Source organism: Comamonas testosteroni, assembly GCF_030505195.1.
In the GTDB taxonomy this organism is placed as follows: domain Bacteria; phylum Pseudomonadota; class Gammaproteobacteria; order Burkholderiales; family Burkholderiaceae_C; genus Comamonas; species Comamonas testosteroni_G.
Map to the genome: position 1 here is coordinate 5,361,313 of NZ_CP129672.1, position 19,006 is coordinate 5,380,318.

19 protein-coding genes and 1 pseudogene are annotated in these 19,006 nt (G+C 57.6%); 10 read left to right on the forward strand and 10 right to left on the reverse strand.

Annotated features, from left to right (window positions below; translation table 11 throughout):
- Positions 1–453: 453 nt before the first annotated feature.
- Positions 454–984, forward strand: coding sequence for an O-acetyl-ADP-ribose deacetylase (locus tag QYQ99_RS24805; protein ID WP_302093260.1), 531 nt, complete (start codon positions 454–456; stop codon positions 982–984).
- Positions 985–1,149: 165 nt separating this feature from the next.
- Here QYQ99_RS24805 and QYQ99_RS24810 read toward each other — a convergent pair whose 3' ends face one another.
- Positions 1,150–2,442, reverse strand: coding sequence for a Zn-dependent hydrolase (locus QYQ99_RS24810; RefSeq protein WP_302090454.1), 1,293 nt, complete (start codon positions 2,440–2,442; stop codon positions 1,150–1,152).
- 42 nt (positions 2,443–2,484) lie between these two features.
- Between QYQ99_RS24810 and QYQ99_RS24815 the strand changes: the two genes are divergently transcribed.
- From QYQ99_RS24815 to QYQ99_RS24825, 3 genes are all read left to right on the forward strand, one after another.
- On the forward strand, positions 2,485–3,426 hold the full coding sequence (locus QYQ99_RS24815) for a LysR family transcriptional regulator (protein ID WP_302090455.1): 942 nt from the start codon (positions 2,485–2,487) through the stop codon (positions 3,424–3,426).
- Positions 3,427–4,251: 825 nt separating this feature from the next.
- Positions 4,252–4,656 carry an Imm10 family immunity protein gene (locus QYQ99_RS24820; RefSeq protein ID WP_302090456.1) on the forward strand — a complete coding sequence of 135 codons (405 nt, stop codon included), beginning with the start codon at positions 4,252–4,254 and terminating at the stop codon, positions 4,654–4,656.
- Positions 4,657–5,044: 388 nt separating this feature from the next.
- Positions 5,045–5,443, forward strand: coding sequence for a DUF2750 domain-containing protein (locus QYQ99_RS24825; RefSeq protein WP_302090457.1), 399 nt, complete (start codon positions 5,045–5,047; stop codon positions 5,441–5,443).
- 114 nt (positions 5,444–5,557) lie between these two features.
- Here the strand turns inward: QYQ99_RS24825 and QYQ99_RS24830 are convergent, their stop codons facing one another.
- Together QYQ99_RS24830 and QYQ99_RS24840 are read right to left on the reverse strand one after the other, a co-directional pair.
- Positions 5,558–5,956 carry a BLUF domain-containing protein gene (locus QYQ99_RS24830; protein ID WP_003071555.1) on the reverse strand — a complete coding sequence of 133 codons (399 nt, stop codon included), beginning with the start codon at positions 5,954–5,956 and terminating at the stop codon, positions 5,558–5,560.
- Positions 5,957–6,177: 221 nt separating this feature from the next.
- Complete coding sequence (locus QYQ99_RS24840; protein WP_302090458.1) at positions 6,178–6,759, reverse strand: MHYT domain-containing protein; 582 nt, start codon at positions 6,757–6,759, stop codon at positions 6,178–6,180.
- 288 nt (positions 6,760–7,047) lie between these two features.
- Between QYQ99_RS24840 and QYQ99_RS24845 the strand changes: the two genes are divergently transcribed.
- Positions 7,048–8,592 carry a methyl-accepting chemotaxis protein gene (locus QYQ99_RS24845; RefSeq protein ID WP_302090459.1) on the forward strand — a complete coding sequence of 515 codons (1,545 nt, stop codon included), beginning with the start codon at positions 7,048–7,050 and terminating at the stop codon, positions 8,590–8,592.
- 78 nt (positions 8,593–8,670) lie between these two features.
- On the opposite strand, the gene QYQ99_RS24850 is transcribed toward QYQ99_RS24845, so the two are convergent.
- The 4 genes from QYQ99_RS24850 to QYQ99_RS24865 form a co-directional block, all read right to left on the reverse strand.
- Positions 8,671–9,582, reverse strand: coding sequence for a polysaccharide deacetylase family protein (locus QYQ99_RS24850; RefSeq protein WP_302090460.1), 912 nt, complete (start codon positions 9,580–9,582; stop codon positions 8,671–8,673).
- A gap of 91 nt (positions 9,583–9,673) precedes the next feature.
- Complete coding sequence (locus tag QYQ99_RS24855; protein WP_367882824.1) at positions 9,674–10,114, reverse strand: GNAT family N-acetyltransferase; 441 nt, start codon at positions 10,112–10,114, stop codon at positions 9,674–9,676.
- A 213-nt stretch (positions 10,115–10,327) separates the two neighbouring features.
- Positions 10,328–10,702 carry an Imm1 family immunity protein gene (locus tag QYQ99_RS24860; protein WP_302090461.1) on the reverse strand — a complete coding sequence of 125 codons (375 nt, stop codon included), beginning with the start codon at positions 10,700–10,702 and terminating at the stop codon, positions 10,328–10,330.
- A gap of 70 nt (positions 10,703–10,772) precedes the next feature.
- Complete coding sequence (locus QYQ99_RS24865; protein WP_302090462.1) at positions 10,773–11,558, reverse strand: nucleotidyltransferase domain-containing protein; 786 nt, start codon at positions 11,556–11,558, stop codon at positions 10,773–10,775.
- A 434-nt stretch (positions 11,559–11,992) separates the two neighbouring features.
- Between QYQ99_RS24865 and QYQ99_RS24870 the strand changes: the two genes are divergently transcribed.
- From QYQ99_RS24870 to QYQ99_RS24880, 3 genes are all read left to right on the forward strand, one after another.
- Positions 11,993–12,352, forward strand: a complete 360-nt coding sequence (locus QYQ99_RS24870) for a DUF2946 family protein (protein WP_302090463.1) — start codon at positions 11,993–11,995, stop codon at positions 12,350–12,352.
- A 90-nt stretch (positions 12,353–12,442) separates the two neighbouring features.
- On the forward strand, positions 12,443–14,629 hold the full coding sequence (locus QYQ99_RS24875) for a TonB-dependent receptor (RefSeq protein ID WP_302090464.1): 2,187 nt from the start codon (positions 12,443–12,445) through the stop codon (positions 14,627–14,629).
- A gap of 11 nt (positions 14,630–14,640) precedes the next feature.
- The gene (locus QYQ99_RS24880) at positions 14,641–16,158 is read left to right on the forward strand and encodes a PepSY domain-containing protein (protein WP_302090465.1); all 1,518 of its coding nucleotides are present in this window, start codon (positions 14,641–14,643) and stop codon (positions 16,156–16,158) included.
- Between the two features lie 152 nt (positions 16,159–16,310).
- Here QYQ99_RS24880 and QYQ99_RS24885 read toward each other — a convergent pair whose 3' ends face one another.
- Both QYQ99_RS24885 and QYQ99_RS24890 read right to left on the reverse strand, forming a co-directional pair.
- Positions 16,311–16,802 (reverse strand): NUDIX hydrolase, encoded by a 492-nt coding sequence (locus QYQ99_RS24885; RefSeq protein WP_367882860.1) that lies wholly within the window; start codon positions 16,800–16,802, stop codon positions 16,311–16,313.
- Positions 16,785–17,423, reverse strand: a pseudogene (locus tag QYQ99_RS24890) (TetR/AcrR family transcriptional regulator); the annotation flags it as partial. The gene QYQ99_RS24885 and the pseudogene QYQ99_RS24890, both read right to left, overlap by 18 nt.
- A gap of 50 nt (positions 17,424–17,473) precedes the next feature.
- Between QYQ99_RS24890 and QYQ99_RS24895 the strand changes: the two are divergent.
- Positions 17,474–17,692 (forward strand): hypothetical protein, encoded by a 219-nt coding sequence (locus tag QYQ99_RS24895; RefSeq protein WP_302090466.1) that lies wholly within the window; start codon positions 17,474–17,476, stop codon positions 17,690–17,692.
- A complete protein-coding gene (locus QYQ99_RS24900) occupies positions 17,685–18,422 on the forward strand; it encodes a siderophore-interacting protein (RefSeq protein WP_302090467.1) in 738 nt (245 codons plus the stop codon). The genes QYQ99_RS24895 and QYQ99_RS24900 overlap by 8 nt, the downstream gene beginning before the upstream one ends.
- A 163-nt stretch (positions 18,423–18,585) precedes the next feature.
- Here QYQ99_RS24900 and QYQ99_RS24905 read toward each other — a convergent pair whose 3' ends face one another.
- Positions 18,586–18,966: a GNAT family N-acetyltransferase gene (locus QYQ99_RS24905; protein ID WP_302093264.1), complete on the reverse strand. Its 381-nt coding sequence runs from the start codon at positions 18,964–18,966 to the stop codon at positions 18,586–18,588.
- Positions 18,967–19,006: the final 40 nt, after the last annotated feature.

Sequence of the window (19,006 nt, forward strand, 5' to 3'; positions counted from 1 at the left end):
GTTTCAAGGCGGCTGGAACAAGGCTGCTTCGGCTTGCGGGGAGGGCGGATATGCCTTGCGGGTCGTGTGCACGCGAGCAGGAAATCGGAGTAAGGCAGTTCCTCGTTCAAGATCCGGATGGATGCCTGCTTAGACTGACGAGCGACCTCGGGACAAGACCTTTTGGCTTCGGTAGGTTTTCACCGGAACCAGCGATCGATCACAGGAAGGTACGCTTCTGGCCGGACTGCTAAAGTTGCAGGTTGACCCAGTGCAGGCAATCGAATGCTCGCTAGAACAGAAGTCATGCAACGGTCACGATCGCTCAAAATTGCGATCTTTCTGATTCCAGGCATTTCGGGTACGCGGCCGCACACAACTGCATCGCACGTCGGCACTTACTCGGCAACGCGTTTACAAAACTGGTCTGCCATTGCAGCATCGACTGCCCTCCTGCTCTTTCGTTGTATAGAAATGCACACACGCCTTCATGCCATCTGCTCTGACATCACAAAGCTTCATGTGGAAGCGATTGTCAATGCAGCAAATTCGTCTCTGCTTGGCGGAGGTGGCGTCGATGGTGCAATCCATCGTGCGGCAGGTCCAGACCTTGTGCATGAATGCCGGCTGCTCGCAGGCTGCAAGACTGGCGATGCAAAGGTGACCAAGGCTTATCGCCTATCTGCCCAATACATCATTCACACCGTCGGACCCGTGTGGAGAGGAGGGCAAAGCGGAGAAGCAGAGCTGCTCGCTGGCTGCTATCGCCGATGCATAGAGTTGGCAAAGGAGAAGTCCGTTGCCTCGATTGCTTTCCCAAGCATCAGCACCGGCATATACGGGTACCCGATCGAGCTCGCTGCGCAAGTGGCTGTCAGGACCGTCCACGAAAGCCTGTCGGAACATTCGCCAATTGAAGAGGTTGTGTTCTGTTGCTTCTCACCTGCTGACTTGCTTCAGTATGAATTGATTTTGAATCGACTGCCGCCATCTGGATCCGAGTAGCACCTGAGACTGGAGCCCAGTTCTCATGACCGCTCCTGACCGGGAGTGTGAGCTTGTAAAGCTGACCATTGCTGCGCGGCAAACCTGCAAGACATCCAAGGACCCATTTACGCATGACAGGCAGGGACCAGGACAAGCCTGGTCCATTCACATTCGTGATTGCAGCTAGTCCATTTGCTCATCCAGGTTCAGCAGGGTAGCGGCAAGCACCTGGGTGCCGGCCAGAACCTGACCCGGTGAAGCCCATTCCACTGCGCTATGGCTGCGTCCATCAAGACACGGGATGAAGATCATCCCCGAGAGACCGGTCTGAGCCAGGTACATGGCATCGTGGCCGGCACCGCTCGGCATGCGTCGACAGCCCAGACCCAGGCGCTGGGCGGATTGCTCCACGGCAGCAGCAATCAGCGGCGCGCAGGCAACGGGGTCCACATGGGTGCGAGGCTCCACGCGCCAATTCACGCCCAATCGCCCGATAGCCGGGCCGCAGCGCCGCGCCAGAATTTCCCAGAATTCCTGCAGCAGAGGGGCATGGTTGCTGCGCACCTCCAGCGTCAGGTCCACCTGGCCAGGCACGGTGTTGCTGGCGTTGGGAGAGACGTTCATGCGACCTACTGTGGCAACCACGTAGTGAGGTGTGCTGTGGCTCCACTTCAGCGCCAGGCGTTGGGCCTGGCGGATCACTATTGCTGCAGCCACGAGAGCATCGCTACGTTCATTCATGGGCGTGGTGCCTGCATGATCGGGCCGACCTTCGAAGAACAGCTGAGCGCGGCGTATGCCAACGATGTCGGTCACGGCACCTATGTCCAGGCCTTCGCGCTCCAGCACAGGCCCTTGTTCTATGTGCAGCTCCACAAAGGCCGCAAAGCCGTCCTGCCGGCGATCGGCCTGGGCCAGAGCTTCGGGGCGGGCGCCCAGGCGCTGCAGGGCCTGGGCCAGGGTGTCGCCGTGGTTGTCGCGGGCGGCCAGCATGTCGGCGCTGAGCTGACCGGCCATGGCGCGGCTGCCCACACAGGAGATGCCGTAGTCACTGGGCTCTTCGCAGAGGAAGTCTATGACCTCAAAGGGGTGCTTTAGCGTGATGTCCGCATCCTGCAGGGCATGGGCCACTTCCAGCCCTGCCAGCACACCCAGAATGCCGTCGAAGCGTCCTCCGGCATTCACCGTGTCGGTGTGCGAGCCCGTGGCCAGGGCTTTCAGATCATCACGCCGTCCGGGGCGGCGGCCGATGAGGTTGCCTGCAGCATCCAGACGCACCTGCAGGCCTGCGGCCTCGAAAGCTTCGCGCAGCCAGGCGCGTGCAGCCTGGTATTCCGCGCTGAAGGCGCGGCGGGTCCAGGGCATATCGGCTCGGGTGAATTGGGCCAGGTCTTCGAGGCGGCGCCACAGGCGGTCGCCGTCGATCGGCGGCAGAGCCGAGGAAAGAAGGGGGGAGCAAGTAGAAGCGTTCTGCATGGAGTAATCTTCGCCCGAGATTTACCAATAAGGAATCTTTTGATGTTTATGCAAGGTATTAGTGAAACTTTGGCTAATGCCCCTGGTTTGATGCTGTTGAGGAGCTTTTGCCTGGTCGTTCAGGAGGGCAGTTTTTCTCAGGCAGCGGAGCTATTGCAACTGTCCCAGCCGGCGGTCAGCCTGCAAGTGCGTCAACTGGAACGCCATCTTGGCACACGCCTCATAGAGCGTGTGGGGCGGCGTGCTGTGCCGACGGCTGCCGGGAAGGCCTTGCTGGAGCAACTGCCTGCCGTGAGCGTGGCGCTGGAAGGCCTGGCCCATGCGCTGAGTGCACATGCGCGCGAGGTGAATGGGCAGGTGCGTATAGGTACGGGCCTGACTGTGTGTCTCTATCTTCTGCCCGCGGTGTTGCGCCAGATACGGGCCAGCCATCCGGGCATCGACATCGTGGTGGTGACGGGCAATACCGAGGAGTGCGTAAAGCGCGTGGAGGACAACAGTTTGGATCTTGCCCTGGTCACCTTGCCGGTAAACCGCCGTGCCTTGCTGGCCACTCCCGTGCTGCACGACGAGCTGGTGGCCGTAGCTCGCCCGGAGATGCTGATGCCGGGTGATGCGGTTGCTGCGCCAGAGCTGAGATCCCTGCCTCTGCTTGCCTTGCAAAAATCAGCCAGCACGCGCGGCGTGGTCGATGCCTGGCTGCGCCGTGCCGGTGAACTACCGCATCCTCAGATGGAGCTTGACAGCGTCGAAGCGCTCAAGGAGATGGCGGCCGTAGGCCTGGGTTATGCCGTGATTCCGCGCATGGCCATGCAGGGGCGAGGTGCTCGCGATGACCTGGTCTCACGCCCGCTCACACCACGATTGCAGCGAACATTGGCGATGGTGTTGCGAAAGGACAAGCCATTGAGCCGTTCCCTGTCGATGGTTTGCCAGAGTATTCAGGCGCATTGTGCAACCTGGATGCAGCGACCAGAGGTTTGAAAAAAGTTTGATGGAATCTATATCCTTGCTGCGCCAGTGCCGATGTTTGGCATCGACGATTCAGAGGCTCACTGCCTTTTGCATTGGGTCCATCAATTGATGCACGCTGACTCTTCTGTTGCCAAGTCTCCAGCGTGGCAGCCGCTTCCGGCCGAAAGCAGCGGCGGCACATGCCCCTGAGCTGACCTACGTCAGAGGAGCTGCAGGCTGAAGACTATTGTGTTTGCAGCCGCATGAGTGAGGTATGTGCCAAGGACAGGTCTCCCATTCCTTTTCGCTTCTATGGCGAAAACGGCAGAAAGCACTATGGCTCCGAGCAAGATGGTGACCGCAAAACAGTCTGTATAGCCATGCAGCACAGTGAATACGAGCACTGAGACCTGCCCTGCAATTTATCATGAGGATGTCAGCAGACGACGGGTTAGCTGAATTGGCAGCCATTGCCTTGCGCACGTCTCGATGAATGGCATCATCACTGGCGCGACCATGAACTGAATGCCTGCACGGTAACTGGACATCGGGTTTGAGCCTGAGGGCACCGGCCCTATGGATCAGGTAGCAAGAAGGAGCCAGATAATCTGTCTGCAGAGCATCATGGCTGCTCCGCCAATAGCCTACATCCATCTTGGAGCGGCCTGCAGTCGAGTCGGTGCGTCGAGGCTCATCAACCGATTAAGTCAAGCAGCAATGAAGCCGTTTAGCACATGTTCTGCAAACGCCGGGAGACTGCTGCCAGTTGATTCACGACGCTAGTGGTCAGGGCCTTGCCGGCATAGGATTCCGGCTCAAAGCCTGTCGCTGCCCTGATCCCTCAAGAACACCCAAATGAACACTCTCGCCTTTCGCGCAGCCTGCATTGCCACAAAAGACCCGGAAGACCTCTGCCACCTTGTCGGCTTCGCCGACAAGAAGCACGGCACCGAGCATTACCTGATGCTCCAACGCTCCTTCGAAGAGGATGAAGACGAGCAGGATGAAGAACTGGGCATGGATACCTACCATGTCGAGTGGTGTGGGCAGAAGAGACCTCGCTATGGCGGCATTGAGCGGTTTGTGCTGAAGCGCACCGGTGCGGAGGTCACGTTCAAGCCTGAGGCGGTGGAGGACATCGATGAACTGAAGCAAATGTCCATCGCCTTTGAGCTTTTGGCCGGCGAGTACGAGGAACTGAAAGCCGCCTTGACGAATATCTTTACCGGGGACAGCTGTTTTGAGATGACCGACGGTTAGGCTATCGGGGCCGCATAGGTGTGACGAACGGGTACGGGCCCTTCGGCTCGGATGCGTCATCAAGTGCAGAATAGATGCGCCGCAGCCTTGATGGTCATGGTCCCCATACCGGTCTGTCGGTCGCCATGAGCGTAGGGCCGAGCAGGGCGGGGGGGCTGGGTGGCTGAGACGGGGAGGCGGATCTGGACTCAATGCAGTCAAGAAGAAAATCTGCTGGCAGCCCGCTACCGGCCGTTAATGGTTGCTGCTGCCGCTGTTCGATCCGCAGCGGGCACATGCAGCGGGCATATGCATCGGCGCTATCGCCAATTCGTCATTGCTGGTGCGACTGGCCCTCCGACTCCAACCTGATGACAGAATGCTTCACTCATCCAGAGCCAGTTCTCACATGGAAAAGTCTTATCCACTCAATCGACAGCAGTTCCAAGCGGTATCGGCACTTGCCAGTCATCAGCGTTATCGGCATTTCATCGGCCGAGTATCGGACTGGCAATTTGTGTGGGGACTGAGCAATGAGGGGGGATGGGTGACAGCCTCGAACAGCAACGGAAACCCTGTGTCCCCCTTTTGGCCGCATCCCGATTACGCGATTGCTTGTGCAGTTGGCGAATGGGCCGGCAATTCCCCAGAAAGCATCGATATTCAGCATTTCCTGAGTCGTTGGCTTCCCGGTATGCGAAAGGACGGCATGCTTGTGGCCGTATTCCCCACGCCAACAATGCAGGGGATAGTCGTTTCGCCGCACCAGTTGCAAAGCGATATTGAAGAAGAACTGTCGTGCCTTTAGTGAATGAAAGCAGTTTGAAATTCCGCTGCCAGCCGGCAGACGGCCGTTTCGGAACGATGTTCGAGCCGGCGCAAATCAGGGTGCTTCAGCAACAAGGAAGTTCCATAGAAGCTGCTATGCAGCATCCAACATTGGCAATAGTTGCTGCAGGCAACTCATTGCGGCATCTCCGTCGACAACCCACATTTGGGCCAACGGCTCGGCATCTTCTACCGAGAGGTATGCCATGGTCCAACCGGAGAAAAGGCGACTCGTTATGCCTCTTGCCTCGTGCTGCGGAGTGAAATTGGTATGGCGATTGTCCAGGGAGATCTTTTTGGCCAGTGCAACCACCTGCTGCTGAGGGCCCTCCATGTATTGAACGAAGCGCTGACCGTCAAAAATCAAGATCCCTGTGATCCCATGGGCCTCATTGAAGCGGCGTGAGACTCTGGTGATATCTGCGACACAGCTCGTACTGGCGTCACTGGCGATTTCACTGTGATAAAGAAAACATCCGAGCAGGTGTTTCAAGATTGCCTCTTACTTTTTAGCGCTGCAAAGGTGCGGTTGGTGCCGCTGTCGTGATCGTCTCAAGCCAGGTATCCAGAACCTATTTCTTGCAGACAGAGTTGGAGTGGTGATCAGCGGGCCCATCACAGCCACCACCATCGGCAGTCCAAGTGCGATAAGCACATACCTTCCCGAAGGACTTGCAAGGCGATTTGCCGTCGTGCAAATGAATTCCGCCGCACTCATGCCTGTGTAGTGCATGTTGCAAACGGCAAGGGCCATGATCGCCGCAGCAAGCAGGCGCATGCTTGTCTGTGCGGTATGAAATGCCAGCCACAGCGCCGCAGTTGCAGCCAGGAGAGCAATAAGCACAGACATGCGACTCGCTCATGGTTCCACTCCAGGTGGCCTCCAAAGCGCATGCCATACATGCCTAGGTAGTGCATGACAACTGCGCCCAGCCCAAGCATTGATCCGGCCAACAGCAAGCGACCAATGCTGCGCGGGTTGCGAGCCACGCTATGAAAAGCCAGAGCCGAGATTGTCATCGCGGCAATGAGCGACACGCCCGTCTCCGATACCGAGTAGCCGGTCTCAAGGTCCATGCGCAGCGCAAGCATGGCAATGAAATGCATCGACCATACGCCAATACCGCCAAGAGCAATCCCTGTGCTGCCGAGGCTCATCAGATAGCTCTGACGGTCATCAACCTTCGGTTCAAGTCCCTTGGCGTGGATCAGCGCAATGAAGGCTCCAATCATTGAAATCGCGTACGACAGTACAACCAATTCCATGCTGTAGCTGGTGCTGACCACTACATCCATGATGCCTCTCCTGGTTGCCGAACAAGAAGAATCCAGAATTTGCAAATTGACTTGTATCAAATTAATTCAAAGCCATCAAGATGATTTTATGAATCAGATCTGATTCGATGCTAATCAGATACATCAGATCTGATCTATATTCAAAAATTGAGACAAATCAAAGAATATGTAAGCACTTGATACGAGAAAGCGCTCAAGGAGCGATCGCACGGGTGCCCAAGGCGTACTGGCTTCACTCAATCTGGGCGGTATCTCGTTCCGTCAGGCCATTGACCACAGAAGGCACATATGAGAGTGAACGCACCGGTAACTCAGCGGGAGTACAGCTTTGATGAGCATGCAACTCTGATGTCCACCACGGACACAGAGAGCTACATCAAATATGCCAATCAGGCGTTCATGGAGGTCAGCGGCTTCGAGCCGCAGGAGATCCTCGGCCAGACGCACAATCTGGTGCGCCACCCGGACATGCCCCCGGCCGCTTTTGCCGACATGTGGGCCACCCTCAAAAGCGGCGAGCCCTGGAGTGCACTGGTCAAGAACCGGCGCAAGAACGGGGACCACTACTGGGTTCGGGCCAATGCCATTCCCATCATCCGCAATGACAAGGCCAAGGGCTATATGTCGGTGCGCACGCAGCCCGAGCGCAAAGAGGTCGAGGCGGCGCAAAAGCTGTATGAGTCCATGCATGACAAGGGCGCTGCCGCCCCCGAGCTGCACAAGGGCATAGTCTCCAAGAAGGGGCTGGGGAAGGTGCTGTCGATCTGGCGGCACATGGGGGTGCGCCGGCGCATTCGCCTGAACTCCCTGGCCTTGTGGAGCTCCCTGGTCCTTGGTGCCTGGCTGCTGGGTCAAAGCCAGATGCAGTTTTTGTCGATGGCGGCCTTCATGACGGTGGCGCTGATGGTGATGACGCTGCTGCTGGAGAGCCAGTTCGCCACGCCGCTGGAGCTGCTCAAGCGCCAGTCGCTGAATGTGGCAACCGGCAACAACCGGCAGACCGAATACTTGCAGCGCACGGATGAGATCGGCACCACGCTGCGCACGGTCAACCAGATCGGTCTCATGTTTCGCTGGCTGGTGGACGATGTGAATCAGCAGGCGCTCAATGTTCAGCAGGCCTGTAACGAGATCGAGCAGGGCAACAGCTATCTGCACGGGCAGACCGAGCAGCTGGCGGTGAATGTGGCCCAGACCTCTGCGTCCATGGAGCAGATCACGGCCCGGGTTCAATCCAGCGCCGATACGGCACAAAAAGCCGGTGTGCTTGCCAGCGAAGCCAGCGCGGCGGCCTTGCGCGGGGGGCAGTCCATGGATCAGATCGTCTCCACCATGGAGTCCATCACGGCCAACTCCCGCCGCATTGCCGACATCGTCGGCGTGATTGACAGCATTGCGTTTCAAACCAATTTGCTGGCGCTGAATGCGGCTGTGGAAGCCGCCCGCGCGGGCGAGCATGGCAGGGGGTTTGCCGTGGTTGCCGGTGAGGTGCGAGCCTTGGCTCAGCGCAGCGCCGATGCAGCCAAGGAGATCAAGACGCTGATTCAGGCCAGCACGGCCACCATCGAGGCCGGCTCTTTGGTGGTCGGAGATGCGGGGAGCAACATTGGTGAGATCGTCTCCCAGGCGCGCAGCGTTGCGGACTTCATTGCCGAGATCAGCAAGGCCACGCGTGAGCAGAGCGAGGAGATCAGCCAGGTCGGCAAGTCGGTGGCGGACATGGACTATCTGACGCAGCAGAACGCGCAGTTGGTGACCCAGGGGGCGCAGGCGTCCAGCAGCATGCAATGGCAGGTGAAAAATCTCGTGGAAGCGATTGGCGTGTTTCGGTAAGCGGCCGCACCAGCGAACAATCCTGACCACTGCTTCCGGGCGGTGGGCGACCGTCTCGGAACGGCCCCAAGAGGACGGCTAGGGTATTAGTGACTCCAAGCGGAGCTTGGGCTCTTCATAGGCCGAGTCCTCGGCGGGATAGCGCAGGCCTGAAATGCCGCGCGCTTTTGCGCTTGCCCATACGACGCTTTCGCCAGCAGGCAATGTGTCAGGTTGCGAAGAATAGACAGGATCTTTGAATGCGGTTGTTGCTGGTACGAACGTCCAGCCTTGCTTGCGAAAGGCCGAAACGATATCAGGCAAGGCTGCCGCATTGATCTCATTGGTGTGCAGCAGCATCACATGCGCAGGGCTTCGACCAAGTACCTGCCTGGCCAGGCCTTCATAGTAAGTAGCCCGGTCAAGCAAGTGTTCAATGTAGGCCAACTTGACCCGGACAGCCTTGTCGTGCGAAGCCGCTCGTAGAAGCGAGGAATAGATCTGGTTGTAGTACCAATCGCTGGCATCAATGGAGACTGGTGCCGGTCTATATCCATTTGATTTCATCCAGGACCGGATGCCGTCACGCTTTTCCGCCGTATCACCTTCTTTCAGGTAAGGAAAACGAAGCATCGGCACCCAAGTCGGAATGTGACGCAGAGCCGCATCGGCCTTTTTCACATCCACTATGAATTCGCTCAGTGTCGTCTCGGGGGATGCAAGACTGCGGTGTGTCGCCGTATGGTTGCCTACGGCATGACCTGCCTTGGCCCAATCCATGATGAGCCCCATCCCTTGATCACCGCCTATGCGAATGAGCGAGGGGAATACCATCGCTGTGATGCCGGAGTCTTTGAGGCTGGAAATGATCTGCTGATTCCAAACTTGCGCCTGGACCTGCTTGTCGGGGTTCAGACCATCGTCAAAGGTCAAACTCAACGTCTGGGCAAAGCCCAGGGATGAAAAAAGAAGAACGGCCAGCGATGCAATAGCGCGAAGAATGGTTGACATTAGAGCCTATGAAACACGCGTGCACTGAACCTGCAAGTCGTTGACTGAGAATAGACCCATGCAGACGTCCGAGGATGTCTGCTGGTTGTCCCTAGGTGTTATCACTGCCAGAGCGCACAAAAGAATTACGACGAATGTCCGTCCTCAACTTCCATCCTCTGCCTTCCCAATAGCCGTGGGCAGAATGGTTCTCCTGAAGAACATCGATGTGACTCTTGTGAATGCCGAGCCTTTCAAGTCCTTCCAGGCAGCCCTCGACCAAGCGGGAAGCAATGCCGCGTTTGCGATGTGTGGGCAGGACTACGAGGTGCTGCAAGTAGCCGCGACGACCATTGTGGCCTGACATGATGCATCCGACGATATGGTCGCCTTCTAACGCAACGAAGCTCAAATCGGGGTTGCTCAACAAGTAGCGCTGAGTAGCTTCCCGTGAACCTGCATCCCGACAAGTAACCCCGTCTGTTTTCTTCATCATTGCGGTGACGCTGTCGTAGTCCCCAATGCCCATTGGTCGGATAGATATCTGATTCATGGTGCTAGGGCAGTAGGGCAGCTCTCTCTACTGTCTCCAATTTCTGGCAGTCCAAAGGCGAGAGCACATTCTGCTTGAAACACGTGGACTGCTTTTGGCCGAGAGTTGCTGTCTCTGTTCGACCCAGAGCAGTCCACTAGCGTGTACGCAAAGGACTAAATAGCCCAAGCCATCAGCTGTCATTGACTGTATGCAACGGGAGCGTCTTCACAGTCAGTCTTCTTTCCACAAGATCGATTCGGGTCTTGCACCAGCATTCTCAAAGAAAAATGCGAATGCCTCATAGCACTGCCTGACGTCAATACACCACGCGAGAGGATACTCATCGCATTGCCCATTCGCAAGACGGTACTCCACGATGGTCTCGCAGTTGGTCCCTGACCGGGAAGAGAAACCACTATCTCCTGCTTGCCGCAGATACATAAGCCACGCATGGCCGCCATTCCGAAGCATGCAGAGTGAAGGGCCATTGGAAGATGTAGCCCACAGCTCAAATTCCGGCGTTTTGTTGTACTGACTAAGCAGCCGACTCATGTGGTCGGTCGATGTCACCAGTTGGGATTCGCCATTGAAATCAAAGGTAATCATCTAGTCGCCATTACGTGTGATGTATCCATCGGTTGAATCCATAGCCGGTTGCTGCCGTCGCTGTGTAGCTCTAAGCAGTCGCGGATGAGCACTGGAGCTGTTGCATCCAGTCAACAAAGAACACCAGCCTCAGATTGAAAGCGTCGTTCGTTGCCGAGGGCGTTTTCGCATGTTCAAGGAAGAATTCCATTTGTTCGGCCATTTCAGGAAACCGGCCCGAGAAAAAATTGGCGTATTCCTCCAGAGATTCAGGCCATAGTCGGTCTGCCTCAAGGCGCAGGACGTTGGTTGCGCGAACCAGCTTTTTTGCGGCCTCTTTTTTCAGCCGTTTCGTTGCGTTTTCGTCATGTGCTTGAGAGATACGCATCACGTAGTCACGGAGAACCTGGGCATAGTCTTCATTGACGGCTTTCGCAACTGCGGGTGAGGGCTGAAATGCCTGAAACCGACGTGCCAGATCGGAACCGTAAATACAGCGGCACTCATGCTTGAGCCAATAGCCCCAGCTATACAAATTGGCCGGGTTCAGTACATCCTCAAGCACACCTAGATCCAAATCGACCTTGGTGACTTCAGGATGGCCAGCTTCCAGGTTGGAACGGACACGCTCAAGAGATTCAGCCTCTGGTGTGGAAAGCGGTCTCGACAGCACCAACGTCAAATCCAGGTCCGACTTTCCGGGCTGGGCCATCGCTCTGGGCACGCTGCCGTACAGATACAGGCTGTCGAGGAGTGCCCCGAGCTCCTGCACTAGACTGTCACGCGCATCGTCAATCAGGTTGATGAACTCCGGTTGTAGAGGTTTGACAGGGAGAACTTTGATGAAGGTGGGAGCGGCGTCAAGACAGCTTTTCATCGGGCAAGGATAGCGCAGTGGTTCACTCTAGTGGCGCCTGGGCGGCGGCAGCCAACGACAAGGTGCTGCTTGCAGCTGTCGCCAATGGTCGACGCAAACGTTGATTTCTTACGTGAAGTGACCGGCACCGAGAAGGTGTGCGGAGTTCAACATCTTTTCAGGCAGTGCGGATCGCTTGCGCGCATGTCACGGACACGCCTGCGTGCTCGCCCTGTAAAGCTCAGCCCATGAATGTCTGCCTCTGGAATGCTGGCACGGCCGACTGCTTGGCAGAACAGAGGCTTTGCAACGGTCACCATCGCTCAAAACTGCGATTTTTCTGTTGTGAGCACTTTCGAGGACGCGGCCGCACACGGCTGCATCTCCTCGATAGCGCAAAGTAACGAGAAATCGACAACTCTAGGCCTACGTCGCAGGCCTCATAATGCGCAACCATGCAAGCGCTGCGTAACTCCCTGTCACTGATCCGCCTGGTTCTGGCGTGGTTCATGCTGACGTTGAGTATTGCAATGGCTTCGCCCATAGTGCATCCAAAAGCCATCGAGGTGGTCTGTACCTCAAGTGGCAGCATGCAGGTGATCGTGCTTGATGAGGACGGCGAGGCCGCGCCAGGGCTGCATCATTCGTTGGACTGTCCCTTGTGTCTGACCATCGCGGCCCCGCCGACCTATTCATCACCGCATCTTGAGCAGCCACAGCCGCTCGGCTTGGCGCTACAGTCTGTAGTTTCAGCGCGCATTGCCGCGCTGGTGGGGGCACCTTTGCCCCCGCGAGGGCCTCCAACACTCGTGTAAGTCCACTGTGCCGCCAATCGATGGCGGAGACAGCCTATTGCCGTCGGGCCCAGTCCTGCACGGCCGATTTCACTTGCACGCAGATAGTTCATGACCCATCCTTTTTATGGCGCGATGCCCAATGGCAACGCGAGTTCTCTTTCGCTCGCCTTCTTTCAACGCAACAGCGTGGCCCTGGCTGTGGCCCATCTGTCACTGGCTGTTCCTCTTGCAGTGGCGAGCTCTGCCAGCTGGGCTCAAACTGACGTCACCCTGGAAGCCGTTACCGTACGTTCATCGGGGAACACTCCTTTGGAGCGCTCAGTGGGCACCGGCAGCCGGCTCGACCTCAATGCACGCGACACTCCGGCCAGTGTCGAGGTGACCACGTGCGAGCAACTGGAAGCTCGCGGCGACACTTCTCTGGTAGACGCCATCACGCGATCTACCGGCATCACCAGTCTGGGACATCCGGGCAACAGTGGCAGCGCGCTCTCGGCACGAGGTTTTACAGACTCCACCTCGGTCATGCGTCTATACGACGGTACGCGCCAATACGGCGGCGTCGGTGTGAGTTTTCCCTTCGACACCTGGTCTATCGACCGCATAGAAGTGCTGCGCGGACCCGCATCCGTGATCTACGGTGATGGCGCTATTGGTGGCGTGGTCAACGTGATCCCCAAAAAGCCCACGCGTGGGCCTGTTCAAAATGAAGTCCAGGCCACGGTGGGAACCAAAGGCAAACGTGCATTGGCCTTTGGCAGCGCAGGCGCGATCAATGAGCAATGGTCCTATCGACTGGATGTCAGTGGCGATCAATCGGATGGCTGGGTGGATCGTGGCGATTCCAGCAATCGGACGATCTCTGGCGCTTTGCGCTGGGATGTGACACCTGACTTCAACTTGCAACTGTCACACGCACAGGGCCGGCAAAAGCCAATGCGTTACTTCGGTACACCGCTGATCAACGGAGTACAAGACCCGGCGATCCGAGAGCGCAACTACAACGTTGCCGACAGCCGCATCGAGTTCAAGGATCATTGGACCGAACTGGCTGCTCAGTGGGCACCCAGCAGCAATATCGTCGTGCGAAGCAAGCTCTATCACATTGGCAGCGAGCGCTATTGGCGCAATGCTGAAGCGTATCGGTACAACGCCACCACGGGATTGATTGACCGCTCGGACAACACCGAGATCGGTCACGACCAGACGCAGACAGGCAACACCACGGATGTGACCTTCCATGGCAGCTTGCTCGGACGTCCAAACCAGCTCTCCCTGGGCTTCGACGTCAACCGAGCATCGTTTCAGCACACCAATAACACTTACACCGGCAGCTCCGGTCCGGTCGATCCCTATAACCCCGTCCCGGGCTACTACAGCAGTTCCGTACCCTTCATTCCGCGCTATCAAAACAAGGCCGAGCAATATGCGCTGTTTGCGGAAGACCGGTTTGAACTGACAGATCGCTGGTCTGTCGTGGCGGGCACTCGCTTCGACCATGCGGACCTATCGCGCCAGGATCTGGTGGCGGGCAATCAGGCTTTCAAACGCAGCTACTCCAACACCGGTTGGCGACTTGGTTCAGTCTACAAGCTAAGTCCTCAGCTATCCCTGTATGCGCAGGCATCCAAGGCCGCAGATCCAGTGAGCGGCCTGCTCATGTTGTCGGCGGCTAATTCCGTCTTCGACGTATCGAGCGGCAAACAGTTTGAGGTCGGTATCAAGCAATCCTTCTGGGACGGCAAGGGCGACTGGACGCTTGCAGCGTATTCCATCACCAAAAACAACTTGTTGACGCGAGACCCTGCAAACCCCGCTTTGCGCATACAGGTTGGCGAACGCTCCTCCAAGGGCATCGAGGGGACCCTGTCGATGCAAGTCAGCAAGGCCGTGCAGATTGATGCCAACTTTGCGCTGCTCAAGGCTCGCTATGACGATTTCAGCGAGTCCGTGGGCGGCATCGCTGTTTCACGCAATGGCAATATTCCCACGGACGTGCCGAAGCGTGTTGCCAATGTCTGGGTGAGCTGGAAAGTTGCGCCTGACTGGACGCTGTCCGGCGGCCTTCGCCATGTGGGCAAGCGCTATGCAGACAATGCGAATACCTTGAAACTGCCTGCCTACACCACGGCAGACCTGGCGCTGCAATGGAAGGCAACCAAGGCCACCACGTTCACGCTGCGCGGCTTCAACATCTTCGACAAGCACTACTTCACGACCTCCTACTACACCAACACGCAGTGGTTCGTCGGGGAAGGGCGGCGTGTTGAGCTGACACTGAACCATCGTTTCTGAGCGGGCCGCCGATGTGGACTTCCGCCCATGCCAAACGGCTTGTGTTTCTGGCGCATCGATGGACCGGGGTGGCTGCATGTGTACTGATGGCACTCTGGCTCTTCAGCGGAGTGGTGATGCTCTTTGTCGGCTACCCCAAACTGCAGCCGATCGAGCGTCTGCAGGCATTGCCTTCACTGAGCCCAGGCCAGACCTACCTGCCTGTTGAGGCAGCTCTGAAGCAAAGTCAGTCTGCTGACAAGGTGCAGCAGATCATGCTCACCACTATTGCGGGCCGCCCCAGCTACCGGCTCAGGGAAGCGGACGGCACGCTGCGAGTGGTGGATGCCGGCACGGGCGTTGTTGTGCCGCCGCCCGACGACGCCGCGGCCTTGCGCAGCGCCCAGGTGTTCCTGTCCGGAGCCAATGGATTGCTGCAAGGTCGCACGCAAGACGATCGCTGGACGCATTCTGCCTCGCTCGATCCCCATCGGCCTCTCATCAAGGTCCTGATGGACGATTCCGCATCCAGCCTGTTGTACATCTCGTCGACCACCGCCGAGGTGGTCATGGATGTAACGCGCCATCAACGCTACTGGAACTATGTGGGTGCCTGGCTTCACTGGGTGTATATGCTGCGTGAAGGCTCCAAGGACCCTGTGCGGAGCTGGCTGGTCATCGCACTCTCGGCATTGGGAACCGTCTCTGCCATTGCCGGTGCCTTGGTGGGCATCTGGCGATGGCGCTTCAGCGGACGCTACAAATCTGGAGCCAAGACCCCATACCGTGAGTTCCAGATGCGCTGGCATCACATCACCGGCCTCGTATTTGGAGTGATGATGATTTGCTGGATCTTCAGCGGCCTGATGTCCATGAATCCGCTGGGGATCTTCAGCCCGCAAGGACCTCGTCCCGACCTGCGTGCCTACCAGCATGCAAGTGCAGGAAGCAATCCCTTCAGGCTCACCACGCTCGAAGCGCTGACACGGCTCGGTGCCGAGGGGTTTGACACGCGCGAGGTCGAATGGAAAGTGTTGGATGGGCAGCCCTACCTGCTGGCTTTCAATGGAGTGGGGCAGACTCGCGTCCTGTCCGCAAACCTTGCTCCACCGCAGGTAGAGAGGGAACTTGACCGCTCGAGACTAGAGCAGGCGGCGAAGAAGTTGTTACCTTTTGCCATTCGTTCGACCACGTTGCTGAACGAGTACGACTCCTACTATTACCGCCGGGGTGAGGCCTCGATGTATTCAGCAGCAGCGCGTGGTCTGCCTGTGCTTAGGATGCAGTTTGAAGATCCGGGAAACACTATCGTTTACATCAGCCCGGACTCCGGTGATGTGGTGCTGAGCCTAGACCAAAGGCAGCGTACAGGGCGGTGGCTGTTCAATTTCCTGCACAGTTGGGACCTGCCGTGGATGCTGCGCCATGCTTGGCCGCGTGATGCCATCCTTGTTTTGCTGAGCATTGGTACATTGGCTCTGGCACTGACCGGCATCGTGCTGGGCTATAGGAGACTGAAGCTGTTTATCGGGCACAGGCGCCGATCTTGATCTTGGGGATGGTGCGGTCGAAGAGCGTCGCTTTACGGCCTGCCGCAAGACCCGAGCGAGCTTGCCTCATCCGGCTTCCATCCGATGCCTTGTCCCGCAGTCTGCAATGAGGCCGACTGTGGGAAAAGTCCACCTCAGAGCTGCCAACTACGTCACGCGGATAACTTGCTTGCGATGTATTTCAGCGCACCTTGAAACACCTGGTGCCATCGCTCATCTGGCGGCTGTGCAAGCGGATGCCAGAAGAACTTGAAGTCATGACCGCCATCATCGCCGGTCCGATATGTCCAGGATTCGGATGAACTTCCCACAGCACACAGATGGAATGCCCAGATTTGGTCCACGTAGCCAGATGCCCATACTCCCAGATCCAGCAAGACTTCAGATGCTTCAAGTCCACTTTCTTCGCGCAATTCGCGCAATGCCGCTTCTCTAGAGCTTTCGCCCGGTTCAATCGTGCCTTTGACAAGCTGCAGACCTGCCAGCGGGTGCTCAAATGCCAATATTTCGATGGCGCCTCGGTTCCGAATGACCACTGGACAGGCCTTGCTTGGGCGCAATGGAGTTTCCGATTCCATCAAACTATTTTCATGCCAAGGCCTTGGCTGCTCCCGCGAGCCGCCACAGAGATAGCCCATCAGCATCTCCACGATGGCCTGCTCGGTCTTCTGGATTGAGTGTGGCGTCCCAGGGGGAATGACCGCGGCATGAATCAATGACTCCATGGTCCGTAACACCATCCAGGTGGCGAGATTCAGGTCTTCCTGGACGACCTCATCCCGGTGTTCCTCCAGCAGCTGACGAATGCGGCAATGAATGCTTTGATCGGCCGCGCTCTGATCCGATGGTGCATCAAAGAACGGAAACTCTTTCTCCAGCACCTGGTGCAACTCGGGAGCAACCTGATGCGCCGCCAGCCATGCATGCACGATGGCTGCCAGCCGCTCCAGCAATCCTGGCGACGTGGTGCCCGCCAGGACGGTTTCCATGGCAGCGTGCATTTCTACTGCATGCCGTTCATGCAGGGCCGTGATCAGGGAATCCTTGTTGGGAAAGTACTGGTAGACGGAGCCGACGCTGACCCCAGCGCGCTCGGCAACCAGATTGGTATTGGTTCCTGCATAGCCGCGCTCGCTCAAAACGCGAGCCGTAGCTTCAAGAATTGCATCGACCAAGGCCCGTGAGCGGTTCTGGCGAGGGATTCGTCGTGGTTGAGGCAGGGGCGGCATAGGTCTGTCCGAACGCGAGTTTTCAATATGAGCAATGGCTCATATTCTTTCACATATCGAGCAAATGCTCATATTTGGAGTGATAGATGTCCATTCGTTCTCATGAGGCGGTGGCTGCGGCGGCCTGTCAGCCGCCTGCCGCCAATGCATCAATCAAGCTGCGTCCTGTCACACAGGCAGTGTTCACCGGATTTCCGATCATCGGGGCGCAGTCAGCGGCGGCCTTGCGGTCTTCTGAATGGCCCGGCATCTTTGTTGCCTCATCCCCGCAGGTCTTCCTACCCCAAGGAGTGCGCCATGCATGAAATCGACCACAAGCCTCGCACGGCAAAAGCCCTGGGAGTCGTGCAGGCAGTTCATTCCATCACACCGCATATGCGACGAATCACTGTGGGCGGTGACGAGATCGCAGAATTTCTTCAAGTGGAAGGAGTCGATGAACCTGCCGCCTGGGTCAAAGTCTTTCTTCCCTCCGGGCAAGGGCGTGCCTACACAATAAGAAGTGTCGACTTCAAGGCCGGAACGCTGGATCTGGACTTTGTTCTGCATGGAGCAGGATCCGGCTCCGGTCCGGCCTCTGAGTGGGCATCTCGGGCTTTGATTGGCGAACACATCGGAATCGCAGGGCCTCGCAGCGGCGGTTTCCTGCTCCCCGGCAATACACAATGGGTCATGCTGGCAGGCGATGCAACCGCTTTGCCCGGCATCCAGAGCATTGCCAGCCGTTTGCCCGCCGACATCAATGCCAAGGTCTATGCGGAAGTGCTTTCGCCAAGTGAGCATCAGCCTATCGACAGCCTGGCCAAGCTGCGCGTCCAATGGATCAACGCCCAGCCGGAGCCAGGTCTGAGCCTGTGCCAGGCACTGCTGCACCGTCCCTTGCCCACAGGGCCTGGCTACATCTGGATTGCGGGAGAGTCTGCGGCCATCCGTAGCCTGAAGCATCATTACTTTCAAGAGCGAGAATTGCCCAGGCACGTCGTGAGCGCGAAGGGGTACTGGAAGTTTGGGGCGGCCGATCACCGGGAAGCATGATGCGTTTCTCGAGTACCTGCTGTCAGCGGTGCTGATGAAAGGTGGCCGCGCGCGTATCCCAGATGTGCATCCGAGGGCCTGTGAATACTGTCTGTCGGTTGTCTGCTGCTGGCGCCGAAGGCTGTCGCTTGCAGGCGACCCACACAGGCCATTGGCGGTATTGCTAGCCTATGCGTTTCCGGGCCCGCTCCATCGCATCGCCAGATGGCGTAAATCCAAGTTTCGAGAAAAACGCTTGTGCTTGCGAGCGAGAGGCTCGCAGCATCCAGGTGATGCCTTCGTCGTCGCTCACAATCTCTTCGACCAGGCTTGTGCCGATTCCCTTGCCTCTCCATTCCGCAGCCACCACAACCATCGATAGATAGCCATTGGACAGTCCGTCAGTGATTGCACGCGCAAACCCGACCACCTGGTCCTGGGAGACGGCTACGACCACTTGTTGAGATGCTGAGACAAGGCGCTCAAAAAATTGGCGGTCCGGGATGCGGCGCGACCATCCATTGGTGGTCAGAAGCTGAAATACGCTGATGCGGCGTGTGGCGATGGACGGGGATCAAGTGACACCCTTATTCCGAGGGACAAGG